Below are 19,134 nucleotides of genomic sequence, written 5' to 3' on the forward strand. Positions count from 1 at the left end.
GGGCATGTACCCGCGCCGCGGACTCATGGACATTGGAGCGCCACGCTCCAGGATAAAAATGACGATCAAGAGACTGTTGGCGGTGTTTGCCTGCGCGGGCCTGCTCGCGCCACAAGCATGGGCTGCCGAGAAAATCGAATTCTGGACCTTCAGCATGAAGCCCAAGTTCACGCCGTATTTCAATGCGGTGGTGGCGCGCTATGAAGCGCAGAATCCCGGCGTCAAGATCGAGTGGATCGACTTCCCGTGGGACGTCATCCAGACCAAGCTGGTCACGCGCATCGTGGCCGGCACGCCGCCCGCGCTGGTCAGCCTGAACGTGCCCTGGGCTGATGAATTTGCGCGCGACGGCTTGCTCACACAAGTCGATGGCCTGATCGCGCCAGCGCGCGCCAGCTACATTCCCAGCGCCCTGGCAGACTTGCGCTTCAAGGGCCGCACCTATGGCTTCCCCATGTACAGCAATGTCGCGGTGATTGCCTTCAATACCGATATTTTCAAGCAGGCGGGCCTCATGCGCGGCCCCGCCAGCCTCGATGAACAGCTGGCGTTCGCGCGCCAGATCGCGCAACGCACGGGCAAGGCCGGCATCGCGCCCGCCCTCTCCAAGATCGACGGCCTGTTCATGCAGCAGGGCCTGGCCGTCATCACCGACAACCGCGCCGTCTTCAATTCGCCGCAGCACGTGGCGCTGGTGCAAAAACTGGCCGACACCTACAAGGTCGGCGGCCTGCTGAAGGAAAGCCTGTTCGCCGAAGATAATTTTCCGGCCGTGATCGACGCCTACAAGGGTGGCCGCCTGGGCATGCTGCTGGCGCCCCCCACGGCCATGCAGCGCATTCGCGGCGACGCGAAAGACATCTACGCCATCACCGACGTGGCGCCCGCGCCGCTGGGCCCTACCGGCATCGCCGACGGCGGCTGGCTGGTGCACTTCGCCATTCCGAAAGGCGTGCCGGCACACTTGCTGCCATCGGTTGGCAAGTTCGCGCGCTTCCTGACGAATGACACCAACCAGCTGGCCTTCGCCAAACAGGCCAGCGTCTTTCCCACCACCGTCAAGGCGGCCGCCGACCCGTTCTTCCTGGCCACGCCGCAGAACGCGGGCGCGGCCGAGAAAGCCGTCGCTGCCGGTGCCCTGTCGATGGGCCACTCGCGCACCCTGTACGTGGCCGGCATCGACGACTACGACGAATTGCGCCGCTCGCTGGTCAAAGCCGTCGAGGCGGGCGTGACGGGCAAGCAGGACGTGAAACAGGCGCTGGACCAGGCCGTCGCCATCTGGAACCGCAAGCTGGCCACCCTGCCACGTCACTGAGGACAGCATGAAACTCACCCACCGCCACACCCTGCAAGCCTGGCTGTTTCTCGCCCCCGCCCTGCTGCTGCTGGCCGCCTTTTCCTTCTGGCCCGTCGGCTACGGCTCCGTGCTGGCGTTCACCGACTACAGCCTGATACGCGAGACGCGCTTCGTCGGCCTGGATAACTTCCGCTACATCTTCAACAACGAGATGTTCGTCTCGGGCCTGAAGAATTCGCTGATGTTTTTGCTGATGGTGCCCTTCGTGCAGGTGGGCGCCATCGTGCTGGCCGTGCTGGTGAACAACCGCCTGCCCGGCATCCGTTTGTTCCGCGCCGCCTTCTACGTACCCGTGGTGACCACCGTGTCCGTGGTCGGCATCATGTGGGGCTTCATGTTCCATGAACAGGGCGCGCTCAATTACGTGATGCTGACCCTGAAACTCGTGAATGCGCCCGTGGGCTGGCTGACGAACGACAGCCTGGCCCTGTTTGCCGTCATGTTCGTCACGCTGTGGCGCGGCCTGGGCTGGTACATGGTGATGTACCTGGCGGCGCTGCAGTCGATCCCGTCGGACATGCAGGAAGCGGCCATGCTCGATGGCGCCAACCGTTGGCAGCGTTTCTGGAAGATCACCGTACCGATGCTGCGCCCCACCATCATGCTGTGCTCCATCCTGTCCGTGCTGGCGGCCCTGAAGGCTTACCAGGAAGTCGACGTACTGACCCAGGGCGGTCCGATGAACTCGACCTTCACGGCGCTGTACTACGCCTACGACCAGGGCCTCAAGCACTTGAAACTGCCGCGCGCGCTGGCCGCCAGTTTCGTCGTCTCGCTGTTCTGCATAGCCATCGCCCTGCTGTGCCTGCGCTATCTGAAACCCAAGCATCGCTAAGAGGGAATGACCATGAAACTCCGTTCCCGCCCCCTGAAAACGCGTTTGCAACGCATAGTCCAATATGCGGGCCACTATGCCGTGCTGTGCGCGATCGCCGTCGTCTGCGTCTTCCCGTTCTGGTGGACCCTGGTGACGGCCATTTCCACGCAAGGCAATATCTTCGCCTTCCCGCCCACCTTCTGGCCGAAGGCGCCGTCTTTTGAGAACTTCATCGAAGTGTTCAATGCGATTCCCATCTGGTCGTTCTTCAAGAACTCCGTGCTGATCGCCGTGTTCACCGTCTTCTGGAAACTGCTGCTGTGCTCTTTGGCCGCGTATCCGCTGGCGCGCCTGAAGTTCCGTGGCCGCAAACTGGTGTTCGGCCTGATCCTGGCCACGCTGGTGCTGCCATCGGAGGTGAATTTTCTCGTCAACTTCATCACCATCACGCAAATGAGCCTGGTCGACACCTACACGGGCGTGATCCTGCCCAACGTGGTGACGGCGGTGGCCATTTTGCTGCTCAAGCAGGCGTTCGAGGAAGTGCCGCAAGACCTGATCGACGCGGCGCGTGTCGATGGCGCCTCCGAGTGGGTCATCTTCAGCCGCATCATGCTGCCCCTGATCACGCCATGGCTGGCCACCGTCGGCATCCTGACGGCCGTCGAATCGTGGAATGAATACATCTGGCCCTCCATCGTCATGAGCAAACCCGACGAATTTCCCCTGTCGGTGGGCGTGCTGTATTTGCGCGGCACCTTCGGCAGCAGCACGCGCGTGATCGCCGCCGGCACCCTGATCACCATCGTGCCGACCCTGCTGGCGTTCCTGTTCACCCAGCGCTTCTTCATGCGCGGCATGGACGGCGCCGTCAAATGAGCGCCGCCATCGCCACCGACCTGCGCCGGCTTGCCGGGCAACTGCTGATGACGGGCATCCCCGGCACCGAACTCGATGCGGCCACGGCGCAATGCCTGCAGCAACATGGCATCCGTGCCGTGTGCCTGCACGCGGCCAATCTGCGCGATGCCGCGCAGCTGACGCGCCTGAGCGCGGACTTGCGGCGCGCCCTGGGTCCGCAAGCGCTGATCGCCATCGACCCGGCCGGCATGCCTACGGCTTGCCCGGACTGGCTGCCCCAGCCGCCGGGCGCCATGGACCTGTGCGCCCTTGGCGATGCAGAGCTGGCCAACGGCACGGGCGCGGCGACAGCGCGCGGCTTGCGTGCACTGGGCATCAACTGGCTGCTGGCGCCCCTGATCAATCTCGACACCGGCGCCGCACAGGCGCCTGGCGCGGCGCAGGCGTTTGGCGGCGATCCGGCACAAGCGGCCGCCATGGCGCAAGCCTGGACGGCGGGCTGTCAGGCCGAGGGCGTGGCGTGCTGCGCCAGGCTGTACCTGCCGCAGCACGCTGCCGGTGGCCAGCTCCCCAGCGTCGACAAGACCCGCGCGCAGCTGGAAGAACATGATTTCGTGCCGTTTCGACAGGCTGCCACGCAGACGGCCTCGATGCTGAGCGCACACGTGACCTATCCAGCCCTCGACGCAAGCCAGCCCGCCAGTCTGTCGCACGCGGTGATGCATGGCTTGCTGCGCCAGCAGTGGGGCTATGGCGGCGTGCTGCTCACGCCCGGCATCGACGCGCACGGCGGGCATGTCGGCGCACGCGCCCTGGCCGCCGGTGCCGACATGGCCCTGCTGGCCGATGCCGCGCAGTTGCCGGCCGCGCTGGACGACGTCAGCGCCGCGCTGGCATCGGGCGCCCTGCCGCTGCAGGCGGTGGGCGCGCGGCTGCAGCGCCTGGCGGCGATGGCCGCACGCTACCCGGCCGCCAGCGGCGTGTACGCGCAGGAGGCGGCCGACCGCATCATCATGGCCGAGGCCAGGCGGCGCTGCCAGTGAGCGCCGCCCTTGCCACCGAATCAAACCGCACTTTCAAGACGACCCGAGGAAGCATCCATGAACGACAAGACCAGCAGCAACCGTAGCAAGGGCGGCGTCCGCAGCCCGATTTCGTGGGTGCCCACCTTGTACTTCGCCCAGGGCCTGCCGTTTTACGCGGTGGCCCTGGTGGCCGGCCTGATGTTCAAGAGCATGGGCGTGCCGAACGACCAGATCGCCCGCTGGACGGGCCTGATCGGCTTTGCCTGGGTCTTCAAGTCGCTGTGGAGCCCTTTCCTGGAGCTGGCGTCGAGCAAGAAAACCATGGTGGTGCTGTTCCAGTTCCTCGGTGGCCTGAGCCTGGGCCTGATCGCGCTGGCGCTGCAAACGCCGCTGTGGTTCGCCGCCTGCATCGCCGTGCTGTTCGTCGCCGCGCTGGCTTCGTCGACGCACGACATCGTCTGCGACGGCCTGTACATCGCCAGCCTGTCGGACAAGCAGCAAGCGGCCTACGCGGGCTGGCAGGGCGCCTTCTTCAACGCGGGCAAATTCATCTCGCTGGGTGGCCTGGTGATCCTGGCCGGCTACCTGGAAAAAAATATCGGCGTCAAGCCTGCCTGGTCGGTGATTTTCCTGATCATCGGCGCCATGATGCTGTCACTGGCCGCGTATCACCTGTGGGCGCTGCCGCAGGTGCGCAACGCGGCCGTGGCCGACAAGAGCGTGGCCGGCATCAGCAGCACCCTGTGGGACGTGCTGGTGGACTTCCTGAAAAAGCCCGGCATCTGGGGCATGATCGCCTTCATCATCCTGTTCCGTGCCGGCGAGGCGCAAGTACAGACCATCGGCCCGCTGTTCCTGCGCGAAGCGCGCGAGCTGGGCGGCCTGGGCCTGTCGACGACGGAAGTGGGCGCCGTGTACGGCACGGCCGGCACTGTCGCCTTTTTGCTGGGCAGCGTAGGCGGCGGCTATTTCACTTCCTGGCTGGGCCTGAAACGCGCGATGCTGTTCCTGATCCTGGCCATGAACTTGCCGAACCTGGTGTTCTATTACCTGAGCCACAGCATGCCCACCGACCTGACCCTGATCACGGCCGCACTCAGCGTGGAAATGTTCGGCTACGGCTTCGGCTTCGTCGGCCTGATCCTGTTCATGATGCAGGTGGTCTCCGTCGGCAAGTACCAGACGGCCCACTATGCGTTCGCCACCGGCGTGATGCAGCTCGGCTTCGTGCTGTTCAAGATGATCAGCGGCGACATCCAGACGGCGCTCGGCTACAAGACCTTTTTCCTGTGGGTGCTGGTGTCGGCCCTGCCCGTCCTGATCCTGTCGCGCTTCATGCGCATCGGCGCCAAGGCCGATGCCGGCACGCCTGACCTGAGCAAGGCCGATTCCCCCCAGGCGCCAGCCAGCGCCAGCTAGGATAGAACCACTTCATGGCACATATCGTTTTAAAGAATATCGTCAAACTGTATGACGACAAGCACCCCGTCATCCACGGCATCGACCTCGCTATCGGCGACGGCGAATTCGTCGTCTTCGTGGGGCCTTCCGGTTGCGGTAAATCGACCCTGCTGCGCATGATCGCCGGGCTGGAAGACATCACGGACGGCGAGCTGCATATCGGCGGCAAGCTGGCCAACGATATCGCGCCGGCCGAGCGGGGCCTGGCGATGGTCTTCCAGAGCTATGCCCTGTACCCGCACATGACGGTGTACGAGAACATGGCCTTCGCCCTCAGCCTGGCCGGGCACAAGAAGGCGGAGGTGCGCGCCGCCGTCGAGCGCGCGGCCGAGATCCTGCAGATCACGCCTTTGCTCAAACGCAAACCGAAGGACCTGTCGGGCGGCCAGCGCCAGCGCGTGGCCATCGGCCGCGCCATCGTGCGCAAACCCAAGGTATTTTTGTTCGACGAACCGCTGTCGAACCTCGACGCCTCGCTGCGCGTGCAGATGCGCGTGGAGATTTCGCGCCTGCACCAGGAACTCAAAACCACCATGATCTACGTCACGCACGACCAGGTCGAGGCCATGACCCTGGGCGAGCGCATCGTCGTCTTCAACGGCGGGCGCATCGAGCAGGTAGGTAGTCCGCACGAGCTGTACAACCATCCCGGCAACCTGTTCGTGGCCGGCTTCCTGGGCGCGCCGAAGATGAACTTCATCGCTTGCGAGGCCGTCGCCTGCGGTCCCGGCTCGGTGGCCGTGCGCCTGCCCGGCGGCGCCGTGATCGAGGTCGAGGCGCACGGTGACGCCGTGACGCCGGGCGAGCAGCTGACCCTGGGCGTGCGCGCCGAGCATGTCAGCCTGCGCGCGCATGCCCATGCGGGTGACAACGTGGCCGAGGCGGCCGTCAGCCATGTCGAGTACCTGGGCGACGTGGCCATCGTCTACGCCAGCATGCCGGGGGTAAACGAGATGCTGGCCGTCAAGCTGCCGGCCGAGGAGGGCTTGCGCCAGGCAGGCGAGGCCCTCTGCCTGCACTTGCCACGCGCGCACTGCCTGCTGTTCAATGCGCAGGGCCAGGCGCTGCCGCGCACGTTTGGCGCTCCAGCCCAGCCGTTTATGTGACAATAGCCTTTGTTTACCATGCTGCCGCCCTTTGACTTGTGCGGTCAGGATGGCAGAATACGTGTTTTTTTAGATTCCCTGCCCCCGGTAATGCCACCGCACCCTGTTGCGGCAAGCAGTACCGGAGCGTATTTTTGTTATTGATTGAAGGATAACCCATGTCCCAATTCCGTCTTGCCCGTCTCAGCCTGCTCCTGGCCGCCATCGGCCTCAATGTCCTGCCTGCCCTGTCGCACGCGCAGGATGCCAAGCCAGCCGCTGCCGCCGGTGCGCCCGCCGCCGTGCCCGCAGACACGGTGCGTCCTGAAGTATTCAAACTGCTCGATCCGACCGCCGTCAAAGCCTCGATGGATGCGAAAAACTATGCCGACGTGCAAAGCCGCATCGACCAGGCAGCCGCCATTCCCGCGCTGACGCCCTACGAATTGTTCGTGCTGAACCGCCTGCGCGTAGCGTTGGCCTCCACTACCAACAATGCGGCTATGGCCATGACGGCACTGGAAGCGGTGATCGAATCGGGCAAGCTGGACAAGAAAGCCCAGGGCGACTTCATCCAGGCGCTGGCGAACTACCACTACAACGCCAAGGATTACCCGAACGCCATCAAGTGGTTCACCCGTTACCAGACGGAAACAGGCGACGTGGCCACCGTGCGTCCCTACATCATCCGCGCCTATTACTTCAGCAACGATTTTGCGCGCGCGAAACAGGAACTGATGGCCGACCTGACGGCCAAGCAGCAAGCGGGCAAGACGCCGACCATCGAAGAACTGCAATTGCTGGCCAATACGGGCTCGAAAAGCAAGGACCCGGCCACCTACCTGGTCGCCATGGAAAACCTGGTGCGCTACTACCCGTCGGATGACTACTGGAGCGATTTACTGAGCCGCACGCAAGGCAAGGCCGGCTATTCGGACCGCTTCGCGCTGGACGTGCTGCGCCTGCAATTCAAGGCCGTGGGCACCATGTCGCCGCAAGATTACAGCGACATGGCTGAAATCGCCTTGCAGAACGCCTTCCCGACGGAAGCGAAAAAAGTCCTCGACGCCGGCTTTGCCAAAGGCGTGCTGGGCACGGGCGCGAATGCCGCCAAGCACAAGAAACTGCGCGACCAGGCCAACAAGGCTGCCGCCGACGATGCGAAAAGCATCGCCAGCGGCGAAGCTTCGGCCATGAAGAGCAAGGATGGCACGGGCTTGATCAATCTGGGCTACGCCTTCGTGACGATGGACCAGTTCGACAAAGGTATCGACCTGATCCAGAAAGGCATCGCCAAGGGCGGCTTGAAGCGTCCAGAAGACGCCAAACTGCGCCTCGGCTATTCCTACGCCATGGCGGGCAAGAAAGACGACGCCATCAAGGTCCTGGAAACGGTCAAGGGCGGCGACGGCGTGGGCGATCTGGCCCGCTACTGGATCCTGTGGCTGAACCGTCCTGCCACGGCAGCGGCGGCACCGGCAGCAGCGGCGCAGTAATTCCTGCTCCCCGTAGCATGCGCAAAGCAGTTCCCGGCTCAGGCCGGGGCTGCTTTTTTTTCGACCTTTTCCTCCTTCCATGCCGCCAGCCACCGCCCCCGCACCTGCACCTGAACGATTGACCAGCCTGGATGCCTTTCGCGGCTGCGTGATCGTCACCATGATCTGGGTCAACTACCTGGCCGGCATGCCAGGCATCGCCTTCTGGCTCGAACATGCGGGGCCGCGCGCCGACGGCATCACCGTGCCCGACCTGGTCTTTCCCGGCTTTCTGTTCATGGTCGGCATGGCCATTCCGCTGGCCTTGCAGCGCCATTGCGGCCACGTCACGCCAGGCTTGCTGGGACGTTTGCTGTGGCGCTCCGCCAGCCTGATGCTGGCCGGCGTGGTGCTGGCGAATGCCTACCGCTACGATGCACAGGCGGCGTTGCTGCCGCAGGCCGTGTACTTGCTTCTGTTTTATATGGCCATGATGCTGCTGTGGCGCCAGGGCGCGGGCAAGCTGGAGCTGGCCGCAGGTGGAGCCCTGATGCTGTTTCTGCTGGCGACGTTCCGTGGCGAACTGAACAGCGAGTTTTCCAGCACCTGGCTGCAACCGTCGTGGTGGGGCATCCTCGGCATGATAGGCTGGTCCTACCTGCTGTGCAGCCTGCTGTACCTGGCGTGCCAGGGTAGCGGCACGGCGCTGATGGGCATGTTTGCCCTGCTGCTCGTGCTGTACATGGGTGGTGTGGCAGGCAGCCTGGATTTCCTGCCGGCAGGCATCAATGCCATCGTCAACGTGCCGCAAGTGCTCGGTTCGACGGCGGCCAATGTGCTGGCCGGCACCCTGGTGGGCCAGCTCTTCCTGCGCGGCGCCGCCCTGAGCCATGGGCAGCGCATCCGTTTCATGGCGTGGTTTGCGCTGGGCCTGCTGGCGGCCGGCCTGCTGCTGCGGCCATATCACCACATCAACAAGATCGCCGCGACGGAATCGTACACCCTGGTCTGCAGCGCCATCATCCTGGCCCTGTTCCTCGTGTTTTACATCGTCATCGATGTGTGGCGCTGGCGCGCCTGGGCGGTGGTGCTGTTGCCCGCCGGTACCAATGCCCTGTTCGCCTACATCGTGCCCGACCTGTGGCAGCAACTGGCGGCCGTGCTGCACCTGCCGCGCTTCTGGTGGCCGTATCTGGCAACGGGCGGCGCGGCCGGCCTGTGGAATGCCGCCGCCGTCACCGCCCTGATGCTGCTCTTCACCACGCTGGCCACCCGCTACGGCCTGAAGCTGAAGTTCTAGCGCTAGACCTTGATGTAGATCTTGCGCTTGTCCATGGCGTAGGCGATCAGCCAGCACAGCAGCATGAAGCTGACGGCAAACAGCAGCGAGCCCACACGCGCCGGCGCCCAGCCCGTAAACCACTGCTGGTACAGCCACTGGTACAGGTTGCCGCTGCCGATACGCATGGTAAACGCGATGATCACCAGCACTTCCGACACCAGGTAAATGAACAAAGTGTTCTTGCCAAAGACTTCAAAGAAATACGTCCAGCCCGTGATCTTGCGCACGTCGATGATGAACATCAGCAGCGCCAGCAGCAGCAAGTCCAGGCCGATGCCCAGCATCACGTAAGAGCTGGTCCACAGCTTCTTGTTGATCGGAAATACTTCATTCCAGCACAGGGCCACCGCCACGCAGATGACGCCGGCCACGGCCAGCTGAAGCAAGCTGTAGCGCAGCCGTGCCGGCGTCGCCTGGCGTAAAAAACTGCCCGCCAGATAGCCGGCAATCACATTGACGATGGCCGGCAAGGTGCCGAGAATACCTTCCGGATCGAAGGCGAGGCCTTCGCCGTGATACAGGTGGCTGTCGCCCAGCAGGATCAGATCGAGCTTGGCCGGCGCATTGCCGTGCAAGCTGTAATCGCCCCAGGTCGCCAGGATGGCCCAGTAGCCGAGCAAGGCGCAGGCGCAAAAGACCAGCGCGCCCCGTGTCTTCCAGTAATGCAAGATCAGGGCGGCGGCCAGGTAGCACACGGCGATGCGCTGCAGCACACCGGGAATGCGCGTGTGCGACAGGGGCGACCAGGCGAACTGGCCCGCATCGTCGATCTTGAAGAAGGGGAACCAATACAGCAAAAAGCCCAGTAAAAAGATCAGCGCGCTGCGCTGGCACAGCCTGGCCAGCACGGCGCCATGGCCCAGGTGCTCATATTTCCCCAACGCAAACGCCAGCGCATTGCCGACGACAAACAAAAAGCTGGGAAACACCAGGTCCGTCAGAGTAAAACCATGCCATTCGGCATGCAGGAACGGCGCATACACGCTGCCCCAGTCGCCCGGCGTATTGACGACGATCATCAGGGCCACGGTCAGGCCGCGCAGGACGTCGAGGGCGAGGTAGCGCTGGTTCATGGCTGCGCCCCCTGCAGGACAGGCGCCAGGGCCGTGCCCAGAACCTGCTGCGCATCGCCGCTCAATTCCCAGAACATGCCACCGCGCAAACCCTTCTCGCGGATATAGCGCACTTTATGCGCCACCGACTGCGCATCTTCATAGCTGATGAAGACGCCGCTGTCGCGGTTGTACAGATACGGTACTTGCGACGCGCCATTCCAGTAGCGCCGGAAGCCGCGCGCGCCCTCGCCATCGACCAGGTAGCCCTGCTCCAGCAGATGCCGGTAAGTGAAGGTCGGCGTAGCGTCATTGCCGCTGGCCGCGCCCTGGCACGGCTGATACAGGCCGTCACTGCGGGGACCGGCGGCGCACTGCTTCCAGCCATAGCCATAGAAGGGCACGCCCAGCACCAGCTTGGCGGCAGGCACGCCGGCGCGCAGGAAACGCGTCACGGTGGCGTCCGCATACAGCTGCTTGTCGCGCTGCGGGTCGGCGGGATCGGCATACAGGGGTGCCAGCTGGCCACTCTCGACATCCCACACGCCACGGTAGTCATACGTCATCAGGTTGACCCAATCCAGCTGCGCCGCCAGGCGGACGATCCAGCCCGGCGCAGCATCGCTGTCATCGCTGTCATCGCTCAGGCTGGCATGCGCGCCGGCGGCGATGGTGATCAGGTAATGGCGGCCGGCCGCCTGCTTGCCAGCCTGGTCGAAGGCGCTGCGCAGTTCGCTAACCAGGCGCACATAGTTTTCCTTGTCGCCGCTGCGGTGGCAGACCTTGCCTTCGATACAGGGAATTCCCCCCGTGGCCGGATGTTCCCAGTCGATATCGACGCCATCGAGGCCATGCCGGCGCACCAGTTCCAGCGCGGAAGCGATAAACGCCTGGCGCGCAGCCGGCGTGGCGGCCACGTCCGAAAAGCGGTTCGACCAGATCCAGCCGCCCACCGACAGCAGAACGCGCAGCCGTGGATGACTTTGCTTGAGCGCATTGAGCTTGCGCAAGTTGTCGGCATCGGCTTGCGGCGCCGGCAGCACGATGCTGCCATTGCCCGGCCGGGACGGCTGGCCCTGCGCATCCAGGCAGGCGCTCACGCCACCGCCCTCGGGTGCGGGATTGCCATGTTCGCCATCCCAGCAGATGTCGGCGAACGCGTACTGGATCAGGCTGACATTGGCGGCGCGAATATTGTGCTCGCTCACGGGAAAATCGGCCGATTTCCAGCCGGGATAATAAGCCACCACTTCCGGCGCGAAGGCCGGCGCGGCGGAGGCGGCCAGTGGCAGCGCGCAGGCGCAGCAAGCCAGCATTGCATGTAATGTCATCGGAGCTATCCCACCATATAAAGAAAACCATCTTGCAATAAAAAAATGGCGGAGCCAGCTGCGCTCCGCCATTGTCATGCCATCCCGGGTGTCCGCCGGGAGGCATCAACTACATACAACGTCTTACATCTTGCCTTGCAATGCCAGGTAGATCTGACGGCCGTTCTTGTAGAACGCGCCTGGCATGTCATCCGAACCAGGGGTCTTGATGATCGAACGCGACAGTGGATTGTTCAGATCCTTGCCGTCCAGGGTGATGGCCAGGTTTTCCGTCAGCTGGTAGGCGATCGATGCGGACAGGCCGCCAATGCCAGCCTGGTAGGCGGCGCTGCGACGCGAGGTGCCGTTCAGGAATTGCGAACGGTAGCTGTACGTCAGGCGCGCGCTGAACTTGTCGTTCTCAAAGAACGCGCCAATGTTATAGGCGTTTTTCGAGGTGCCGATCATGGTGCATTCGCCGAAATCACCGCATGGCGAACCCTTGACGTTGCCCGTTTCCTTGCCATCGGTATAGGTGTAGTTGGCGTTCACACCAAAGCCTGCTGGCAATGCTTGTACATACGACAGTTCCAGGCCCTTGACTTCCGCCGTGGTATTGGTTGGCGTGCCAACTTCATACTGGGTGAACTTGTTCTGCAATTGGTTGTAGAACGTCGTCACACCTTTGCCGTAGGTCACATAACCATCGAGCGACGAGTAGAAGATGCCAGCCGAGACCATCGATTTTGGCGCGAAGTACCATTCCACGCCGATGTCGGCGTTGTTCGAGCGGATAGGACGCAGGTTAGGATTGCCGGCGTTGCCGTCGAGCTGGTTGTCGCGCAGATCCAGGCCCGCCATCATGCCCAGTTCAGGACGAGCCATGGTGCGGCTGATGCCGAAACGGCCGATGATATCCTTCGTCACATCCAGGCGGAAGTTAGCGCTAGGCAAGAAATCATTATACGTGTTGGTGTAGTTCTTGATTTCGTACTGGGCAGCCGGGTTCAACTCGTAGCGGTTGACATCTTCCTTGGTATGCACATAGCGCACGCCGAAGTTACCCGACAGGCCTTCCGTGCCGAAGTTCGCCATCGCGTACACCGACTGGGTCGGTTCCTTGATGTTGAACTCGGATTGGCGCATGTTGCCTTGGTACGTGGCATTATCCTTGAGCCACTGATTGACGCTCGCTTGCGAGAACGTCCAGTAGCCGGCGCCCTTCACACCCAGGTCGTTGAAGTTGCTTGGGAACGAGGTCAGGCCATTCATCGGCAGGTTGGCGGTGACGCCCAGCGAAGGCTTGGCAACGATGCCGATCTGGGTCAGGTCACGCTTGTGCTCTGCAACGCGGGCGCCGAATTCCACCGACGAGATCGCTGGCAGGTCCAGTTTCAGGATACCGTCGATCTGGCCATAGGTTTCCTTGTCGTTCGCGGTAACGTGCGAACCGTAGGTGTAAGGCGTTGCCTGACGGCCGCCGATCGAGAACTTGTCCGCGCCCGGCGTATCGTAAATCACGCCATGGCTGGCACCGCTCTGGGTGTAGCCGCCGCCCGTCCAAGGCATCCAAACGCCCAGCGCGCCGCTTTCCGTGTTGCCCACGCCCTTGGTCGTGCCGACCTTGCCCGAGAAGGTCAGGCGGTCGTTGACGCGGTATTTGGCATCGATATTGAAGAAGTCGGACTTGCTTTCCGCCACAGGACGGCTGAACTCTTCCTGCACGGCAGTGGAATAACCTGCGCAGACGGCGCCGCAGTTCGGTGGAATCGTGGTGTGCAGGCTCGTGACGACGCCACCCTTGTAAATGCCGCTGACGTTGCCAACAGGGTAGCCGCCCTTGTTGCCCGTTTCCAGGCCCACGGTCTGGATGAAGTTATGGTTGATGTTCGGTGCGTCGAGTTCGGAGTGGAACAGGGTGAAGTCCAGGGTCAGTGCGCTGGTCGGCTTGATCTGCACGTCGATCAGGCCGCCCTTGCGGGTACGTTCCTGTTCGAACCAGGCGGTGCCGCCCATGTAGTTGACGCGGCCACCGGCCGAACCTGGCAAGGCGCCAGCAACTGCCGAATCCGGCTTGACTTCGTCATACCAGACGCCATTTTCCTGGCCGACACGGCTCAGTTTGCGCTTCTGATAGAAACCCTGCACCATCACACCCATGGTGTTGGCATCGTTCTTCCAGTTCAGCATGCCGCTCACTTGCGGATCTTTCTTGCCCGAGTTGGACGAGTACACGGCGCCCAGGCTGACCTGACCCGTAATTTGTTTCTTGAAGTCCAGCGGTTTGCGCGATTCGATATCGATCACGCCTTGCGCGCCGCCTTCCAGCAGGTTCGCTTGCGAACCTTTGTGCACGGTGACACGACCGATCAGTTCGGATGGGAACAACGAGAAGCTGACGCTGCGGCCGCCGCCGATGATGTTGTCGGCAAACCAGTCGCCGCTGCTGACCGAGTGGCCATTGAAGGTGGTCAGGGTCAGGCCGAACGGTGTGCCGCGCAGTGCCACGCGGTCATTTTCGCCAAAGCTGCCTTCGTTGCCGCCCGCAGCGGCAACGCTGACGCCTGGCACGCGTTGCAGCGAGTCGGCGATGTTTTTGTCAGGCATCTTGCCCACGTCTTCAGCCGTGATCACTTCGACCAGGCTGTCGGAATTGCGTTTTTGATTCAAGGATTGTTGCAGCGATGCGCGGATACCCGTCACGACGACGGTCTGGCCTTCATCAACTTCAGCCGTTGCTGCCGGCTTGGCCGCCACGGCTTCCTGCGCATGCACCGAGAAACTCGCGCCGGCCACCAACATAGCCACAGCAGCGGCGATAGGCGTCAAATTGCGTGCTGCAGAGCTAGCTGTCAAATTGCGTTTCATGTACTCCCCCTTGATTTAGGCTCCAGGATTGGACCCTTTTCATTTTTAACGTAGATCTTCTTTCCAGCCCGCCCACTCTCGCCGGCATGCTGCAGACCCTTCGGTACAACCACTTACAAAACCAATTCAACGCCAATATACTACTATCCAATACCAGAACACTACCAGTTGCAACTTTTTTTTTATAACGTTGTTTGAATCACACAGACCACTTCACCTGAATCAATCCGTAGCCCGTATGAGCGAGGTAAATACCAGCGAGGCCAGGCATAAATTGCCGGCCTGATAATTCAAATTGGTTTTATAACGGTCTTTTTTGGTATTATCCAGCGACACAAAACAGATACAGAGCGCGTCTGCAACGCGCCGTAACGGAGACCCTCAGCGTATGACAACCCTGGCTCACATCATGCAAGGCCTGGGGCAGACGAGTAGCCTGCCCCTGTACCAGCAACTGCAGCGCGCGCTGCGCGAAGCGATCGACAAGCGCATCCTTGGCCCCGAGGAAGCTCTGCCGGCCGAGCGCCAGCTGGCCAGCGACCTGTCCGTCTCGCGCATCACCGTGCGCAAGGCCATCGATGGCCTCGTCAACGAGGGCTTGCTGGTGCGGCGCCCCGGCTCGGGCAATTTCATCAATACGCGCATCGAGAAGAATTTCGCCAAGCTGACCTCGTTTTCCGAGGACATGCGGGCGCGCGGGCGCACGCCCCGCAGCGTGTGGCTCAAGCGCGCAGAGGGCACCGTCACGCCGGAAGAGGCCTTGCGCCTGCGGCTGTCGCCGGGCGCGCCCGTGTACCGCTTCCACCGCATCCGCTATGCGGACGAGATACCGATGTGCCTGGAGTACGCGACCATCGTCGCCAGCTGCCTGCCGGCGCTCGACGCCGTCGACGTGTCCATGTATGACGCGCTGGAACAGGCAGGCAACCGGCCCGTGCGCGCCTTGCAGCGCCTCAGCGCACTTTTACTGACGGGGGAACAGGCCAGCCTGCTGCAGGCGCAGGAAGGCGACGCGGGCTTGTCGGTGGAAAGACTGGGCTTTTTGCGCGATGGCCGCGCCGTGGAATTTTGCCGCTCCTACTTCCGCGGCGATATGTATGACTTCGTGGCCGAATTAAGTACCAATTAATACCAGCCGCCCGCATTTCTCAATACCAGATAACACCACTTATTGCAGTGCAATATATATACCGGCAACGCGCCTATATATGCACGGCGATGGTGCAATCATCGGCGGCGATTATGTGGCTGCGTGCGGAGAATATAAAAAAGGGCGCATAACGCGGTTTTGCGCATTGCAGCAAAACGTGCCGTTATGCGTCAGGCAGCGGGCACCGCGCGGCGGCCCAGGCACAGCAAAATCACGCCCAGCGCCACGCACAGCCAGCCGAACAGCGGCCCCAGCCATCCCGCCCAGGTGGAGACGGACGGATGCGCCGGCAGCGGCGCCAGCAAGGTGCTGCCCGGCATGCTGCTGCTGGCCCGCTCCGCCAGTACCCGTCCATACGCATCGCTGACCGTCAGCACGCCCTCACGCGCCGCGCGCAGCACCGCGTAGCCGTTTTCCACGCCGCGCACCACGGTCATGCGCGCGCCCATCCAGGCGTCAAACTGGAAATCCCAGGCCGGCACCAGCATCGCCTGCGCCCCGGCTTTACCATATGCCAACCCCAGCGGCGCGAAATGCATGTCCTTGCAAATGGCCAGGCCCATGGCCTGCCCCGCCACCGGCTGCACGGCATACGCGCTGCCAGCAAGAAAATCGCGCTCGGGCGGCGCCAGATGATGTTTTTGATAGCTGACGGGCGCGGCACTATCGGGAGAAAACAGCCAGACCAGGTTGCGCCGGCCGGTAGCGTCGTGCACGCCGATGCCCACGGTGATCCACACGCCCGCACTGCGCGCCAGCGCCTGGAAACGCTGCCGCACGGCATCCGCCTGCGCGGGCGCCAGCACGGCGATCTTTTCCGGCAACAACACCAGCCTGGCGCCCTGCCCGGCCAGCTCTTCAACGTGGCGCACGTACTGGTCCCAGATGGCTTGCGCGCGCGCCGGCGGCGTGGCCGGGCCGATAAAGTCATCGATGGCCACCAGCCCTGCCAGCGGCCCGCTTGGTGCCGACTCGCTTGATGCCGACACGCCCTGCACGCGCCAGGCGCCACCAGCGAACGCGGCCGCCAGCAACAACACGGTCAGGCCCGCCGCGGACGTATACGCACGGCCGCCCGCCAGCAGCAAGGCCAGCGCGGATGGCGCCAGGCACAGCAAAAACAGCAAGCCGGGCACGCCAGCCAGGGCCGCCACCTGCAGCACGGCAACGTTATCCGCTTGCGAATACGCGAGGCTGCCCCAATTACCATCCGGCAGCAGGGCCGCCATCAAGGTATCGATGGCTACCCACAACACGGGATAGGCCAGCACCGTCCAGGACGCCCGGTAGCGCAGCACGAGGCGCCGCGTGGCCAGCACTACCAGCAGCCACAGCAATGCCTTGATGAGCATCACGGCCAGCACGGCCGGCAAGGGCATGAGCAGGCGGAAATAGGCAAAGTTGGATGACAGGCCCAGCATGGCGGCCAGGAACGTCATCCAGGCGGCATCGCGGCGCGACGAGCGCAGGGCCAGCCACAGCACGGGCAACGGCGCGCACCAGGCCAGCCAGCCCAGCGGCTGCGGCCCCAGCACCCAGTACAGGGGCAGGCCCGCCGCCAGCGCGGCGGCGGTTTGCAACAGGCGCTGGCGCAGCGCGGTGGCGCCGGCAGTCGGCGCAGACAAGGTTGGGAACATGCTCAGGCTTTCAAGGGGAGCCAGATTTCCACGCCGCCGATGCCGCTGGCAGGATCGAAATGCTGGTCGTAGCGTTCAAAATCGGGCGCGTCGGCCACTTCCAGCCCGGACTGTGGCAGCCACTCGTTCCACACCGTATGCCAGGTGACGCGGATGGTGGAAATATGCCCGCGGTGGTGAAACACGGCATAGCGCTGCGGCGCGATGCGCAGCCGCGTCCAGCCGTCGGGGGCCTGGGAAAAGTCACTCACCGGCATGGCGCACAGGTAATCGAAATTGCCCGCATCGTCATTGTTGCAGCACACGCCATACACCAGCTGGCCGGGCGCCACGTGGGGCAGGAAGCGCTGCCACAGGGCGGGAATGCCGGCAGACGTTTCCGCGCGATAACGTTCGACCAGGCCCGCCACCAGCAAGGCGGGCCCCTGCTCGAAACGGGGTGCTTCCAGGGGCACGCCAGGCGCCACGTCCATTTTGATGGCCCCCACCAGCGCGAGGTTGGCCACATGGCGCTGGGCCCGCACTCTTTCCGGCGTCATCTGGAACTGTTCGCGGAAAGCCCGTGTAAATGCTTCGTGGGAACTGTAGCCAGCCTGCAGCGCAACACTGAGAATGTCTTGCGCGCCCTGCGCCAGCACGAGAGCGGCTTCGCTGAGCCGGCGCGCCCGCACATAACGCATCACGGAGTGGCCCGTGGCCAGGCCAAACGCGCGCGTCATGTGGCACGGCGAGGCGCCGCCCATGTGGGCGATATCACCGAGCGAGATATTCTCCGCGTAATGCGATTCGATATACCAGAGTGCTTTGGCCAGATAGTGCATGAACGCTTCCCATTGAACGAGCAGCGACTGTAGCATTTTCAGCAAGCCGTGACTTGACCGGAATTGCGCAATACCGGGCGAGCGGAACACCTGACAAAGCCGTAGCGAGCGGCAGTGATTTGTGGCTGAGAAGCGCAACCGTACTCTGTATGGGGGCGCCGAGCCGGTGAGCATCGCCGGCCGCAAAGCGCGACGCGATGGATGGTGTGCAGGGTACAGATGTCGCCGATACGCATGTCGCCACTGCGTTTGAGGCAGAGTGCCCACGCTACGCCGTCCCGCCGTGGCGGGCTTTGCGCCAGCTCAAATGAAACGGGTCTTACTTTTCTTCAGGAGGCGGCAAGAAGCAGGCTTCGACGATCTGCAGGTCGTTATCCTTGGCGAACTCGCGCACGAAGTGAAACGCCATCGGCTCGATCTCTCGCAGCTTGGTGTTGACCACCACCGACTTGACGCCATTGACGACGGTCGGGCGCACGTAGGGCGAATACTGGAGGTGCGCATTGCGCCCGCCACCTTCGGGATTGAAACAGGACATCACTCCGCAAAGGCGCTCGGCCCAATCGCTGGGTCGGAATTGCTTGCCATTGCTGGTGAGACCAAGGATGAAGAACTCGTCTGAGAGTTCCCCTGTTTTTTGAGATAACTCGGCCATGTGGCTTGTCGGGACTGGATTGCGTGAATGGCCCCGGCGGGTAAGCCGGGCTGGTAATTCAACTACGTTTGCTGCGGTAAGCCAGTATTATATCTTATAGAAGACTTGGGTTCTACCTCGATCTGCCCTGACGCTGCAAACAGGGGCCGGCACGCGTAACGCGCCAGCCCCTATTTTAACCTTGTTCCACGCGCAAGGCGCATGAACAGCGCGTG

General features: G+C 63.0%; 15 protein-coding genes. 9 read left to right on the forward strand and 6 right to left on the reverse strand.

The features are described 5' to 3' along the window. Positions 1-58 precede the first annotated feature (58 nt). The 8 genes from ACP7EG_RS17815 to ACP7EG_RS17850 all read left to right on the forward strand — a co-directional run bounded on the left by ACP7EG_RS17815 (position 59) and on the right by ACP7EG_RS17850 (position 9,384). Positions 59-1,318: an ABC transporter substrate-binding protein gene (locus ACP7EG_RS17815; RefSeq protein WP_426088691.1), complete on the forward strand. Its 1,260-nt coding sequence runs from the start codon at positions 59-61 to the stop codon at positions 1,316-1,318. A gap of 7 nt (positions 1,319-1,325) precedes the next feature. Further along, positions 1,326-2,195, forward strand: a complete 870-nt coding sequence (locus tag ACP7EG_RS17820) for a carbohydrate ABC transporter permease (protein ID WP_096234194.1) — start codon at positions 1,326-1,328, stop codon at positions 2,193-2,195. Positions 2,196-2,207: 12 nt separating this feature from the next. Continuing rightward, entirely contained in the window at positions 2,208-3,056 is an 849-nt protein-coding gene (locus ACP7EG_RS17825) for a carbohydrate ABC transporter permease (protein ID WP_426088692.1), read from the forward strand. Next, a complete protein-coding gene (locus tag ACP7EG_RS17830) occupies positions 3,053-4,081 on the forward strand; it encodes a glycoside hydrolase family 3 N-terminal domain-containing protein (protein WP_426088693.1) in 1,029 nt (342 codons plus the stop codon). The genes ACP7EG_RS17825 and ACP7EG_RS17830 overlap by 4 nt, the downstream gene beginning before the upstream one ends. Positions 4,082-4,138: 57 nt before the next feature. Further along, entirely contained in the window at positions 4,139-5,482 is a 1,344-nt protein-coding gene (locus ACP7EG_RS17835; protein ID WP_426088694.1) for an MFS transporter, read from the forward strand. 14 nt (positions 5,483-5,496) lie between these two features. Then, a complete protein-coding gene (locus tag ACP7EG_RS17840; protein WP_426088695.1) occupies positions 5,497-6,630 on the forward strand; it encodes an ABC transporter ATP-binding protein in 1,134 nt (377 codons plus the stop codon). A 158-nt stretch (positions 6,631-6,788) separates the two neighbouring features. Next, a complete protein-coding gene (locus tag ACP7EG_RS17845; protein WP_096234191.1) occupies positions 6,789-8,105 on the forward strand; it encodes a tetratricopeptide repeat protein in 1,317 nt (438 codons plus the stop codon). 79 nt (positions 8,106-8,184) lie between these two features. Beyond that, positions 8,185-9,384: a DUF5009 domain-containing protein gene (locus ACP7EG_RS17850; RefSeq protein WP_426088696.1), complete on the forward strand. Its 1,200-nt coding sequence runs from the start codon at positions 8,185-8,187 to the stop codon at positions 9,382-9,384. Between the two features lie 2 nt (positions 9,385-9,386). Here ACP7EG_RS17850 and ACP7EG_RS17855 read toward each other — a convergent pair whose 3' ends face one another. The 3 genes from ACP7EG_RS17855 to ACP7EG_RS17865 form a co-directional block, all read right to left on the reverse strand. Beyond that, complete coding sequence (locus tag ACP7EG_RS17855) at positions 9,387-10,499, reverse strand: acyltransferase family protein (RefSeq protein WP_426088697.1); 1,113 nt, start codon at positions 10,497-10,499, stop codon at positions 9,387-9,389. Then, complete coding sequence (locus ACP7EG_RS17860; protein WP_426088698.1) at positions 10,496-11,809, reverse strand: glycoside hydrolase family 18 protein; 1,314 nt, start codon at positions 11,807-11,809, stop codon at positions 10,496-10,498. The genes ACP7EG_RS17855 and ACP7EG_RS17860 overlap by 4 nt, the downstream gene beginning before the upstream one ends. 123 nt (positions 11,810-11,932) lie before the next feature. Next, the gene (locus tag ACP7EG_RS17865; RefSeq protein WP_426088699.1) at positions 11,933-14,584 is read right to left on the reverse strand and encodes a TonB-dependent receptor; all 2,652 of its coding nucleotides are present in this window, start codon (positions 14,582-14,584) and stop codon (positions 11,933-11,935) included. 460 nt (positions 14,585-15,044) lie between these two features. On the opposite strand from ACP7EG_RS17865, the gene ACP7EG_RS17870 reads away from it, so the two are divergent. After that, entirely contained in the window at positions 15,045-15,785 is a 741-nt protein-coding gene (locus ACP7EG_RS17870) for a GntR family transcriptional regulator (protein ID WP_071079073.1), read from the forward strand. Positions 15,786-15,976: 191 nt separating this feature from the next. Here the strand turns inward: ACP7EG_RS17870 and ACP7EG_RS17875 are convergent, their stop codons facing one another. The 3 genes from ACP7EG_RS17875 to ACP7EG_RS17885 all read right to left on the reverse strand — a co-directional run bounded on the left by ACP7EG_RS17875 (position 15,977) and on the right by ACP7EG_RS17885 (position 18,919). Beyond that, complete coding sequence (locus ACP7EG_RS17875; RefSeq protein WP_426088700.1) at positions 15,977-17,443, reverse strand: nitrilase-related carbon-nitrogen hydrolase; 1,467 nt, start codon at positions 17,441-17,443, stop codon at positions 15,977-15,979. Between the two features lie 2 nt (positions 17,444-17,445). After that, positions 17,446-18,264: an AraC family transcriptional regulator gene (locus tag ACP7EG_RS17880; RefSeq protein WP_426088701.1), complete on the reverse strand. Its 819-nt coding sequence runs from the start codon at positions 18,262-18,264 to the stop codon at positions 17,446-17,448. A 319-nt stretch (positions 18,265-18,583) separates the two neighbouring features. Continuing rightward, positions 18,584-18,919 carry a DUF3579 domain-containing protein gene (locus ACP7EG_RS17885; RefSeq protein WP_029496213.1) on the reverse strand — a complete coding sequence of 112 codons (336 nt, stop codon included), beginning with the start codon at positions 18,917-18,919 and terminating at the stop codon, positions 18,584-18,586. Positions 18,920-19,134 lie beyond the last annotated feature (215 nt).

Origin of the sequence: Janthinobacterium sp. PSPC1-1 (assembly GCF_049897625.1) — a bacterium.
GTDB lineage: Bacteria > Pseudomonadota > Gammaproteobacteria > Burkholderiales > Burkholderiaceae_D > Janthinobacterium > Janthinobacterium tructae.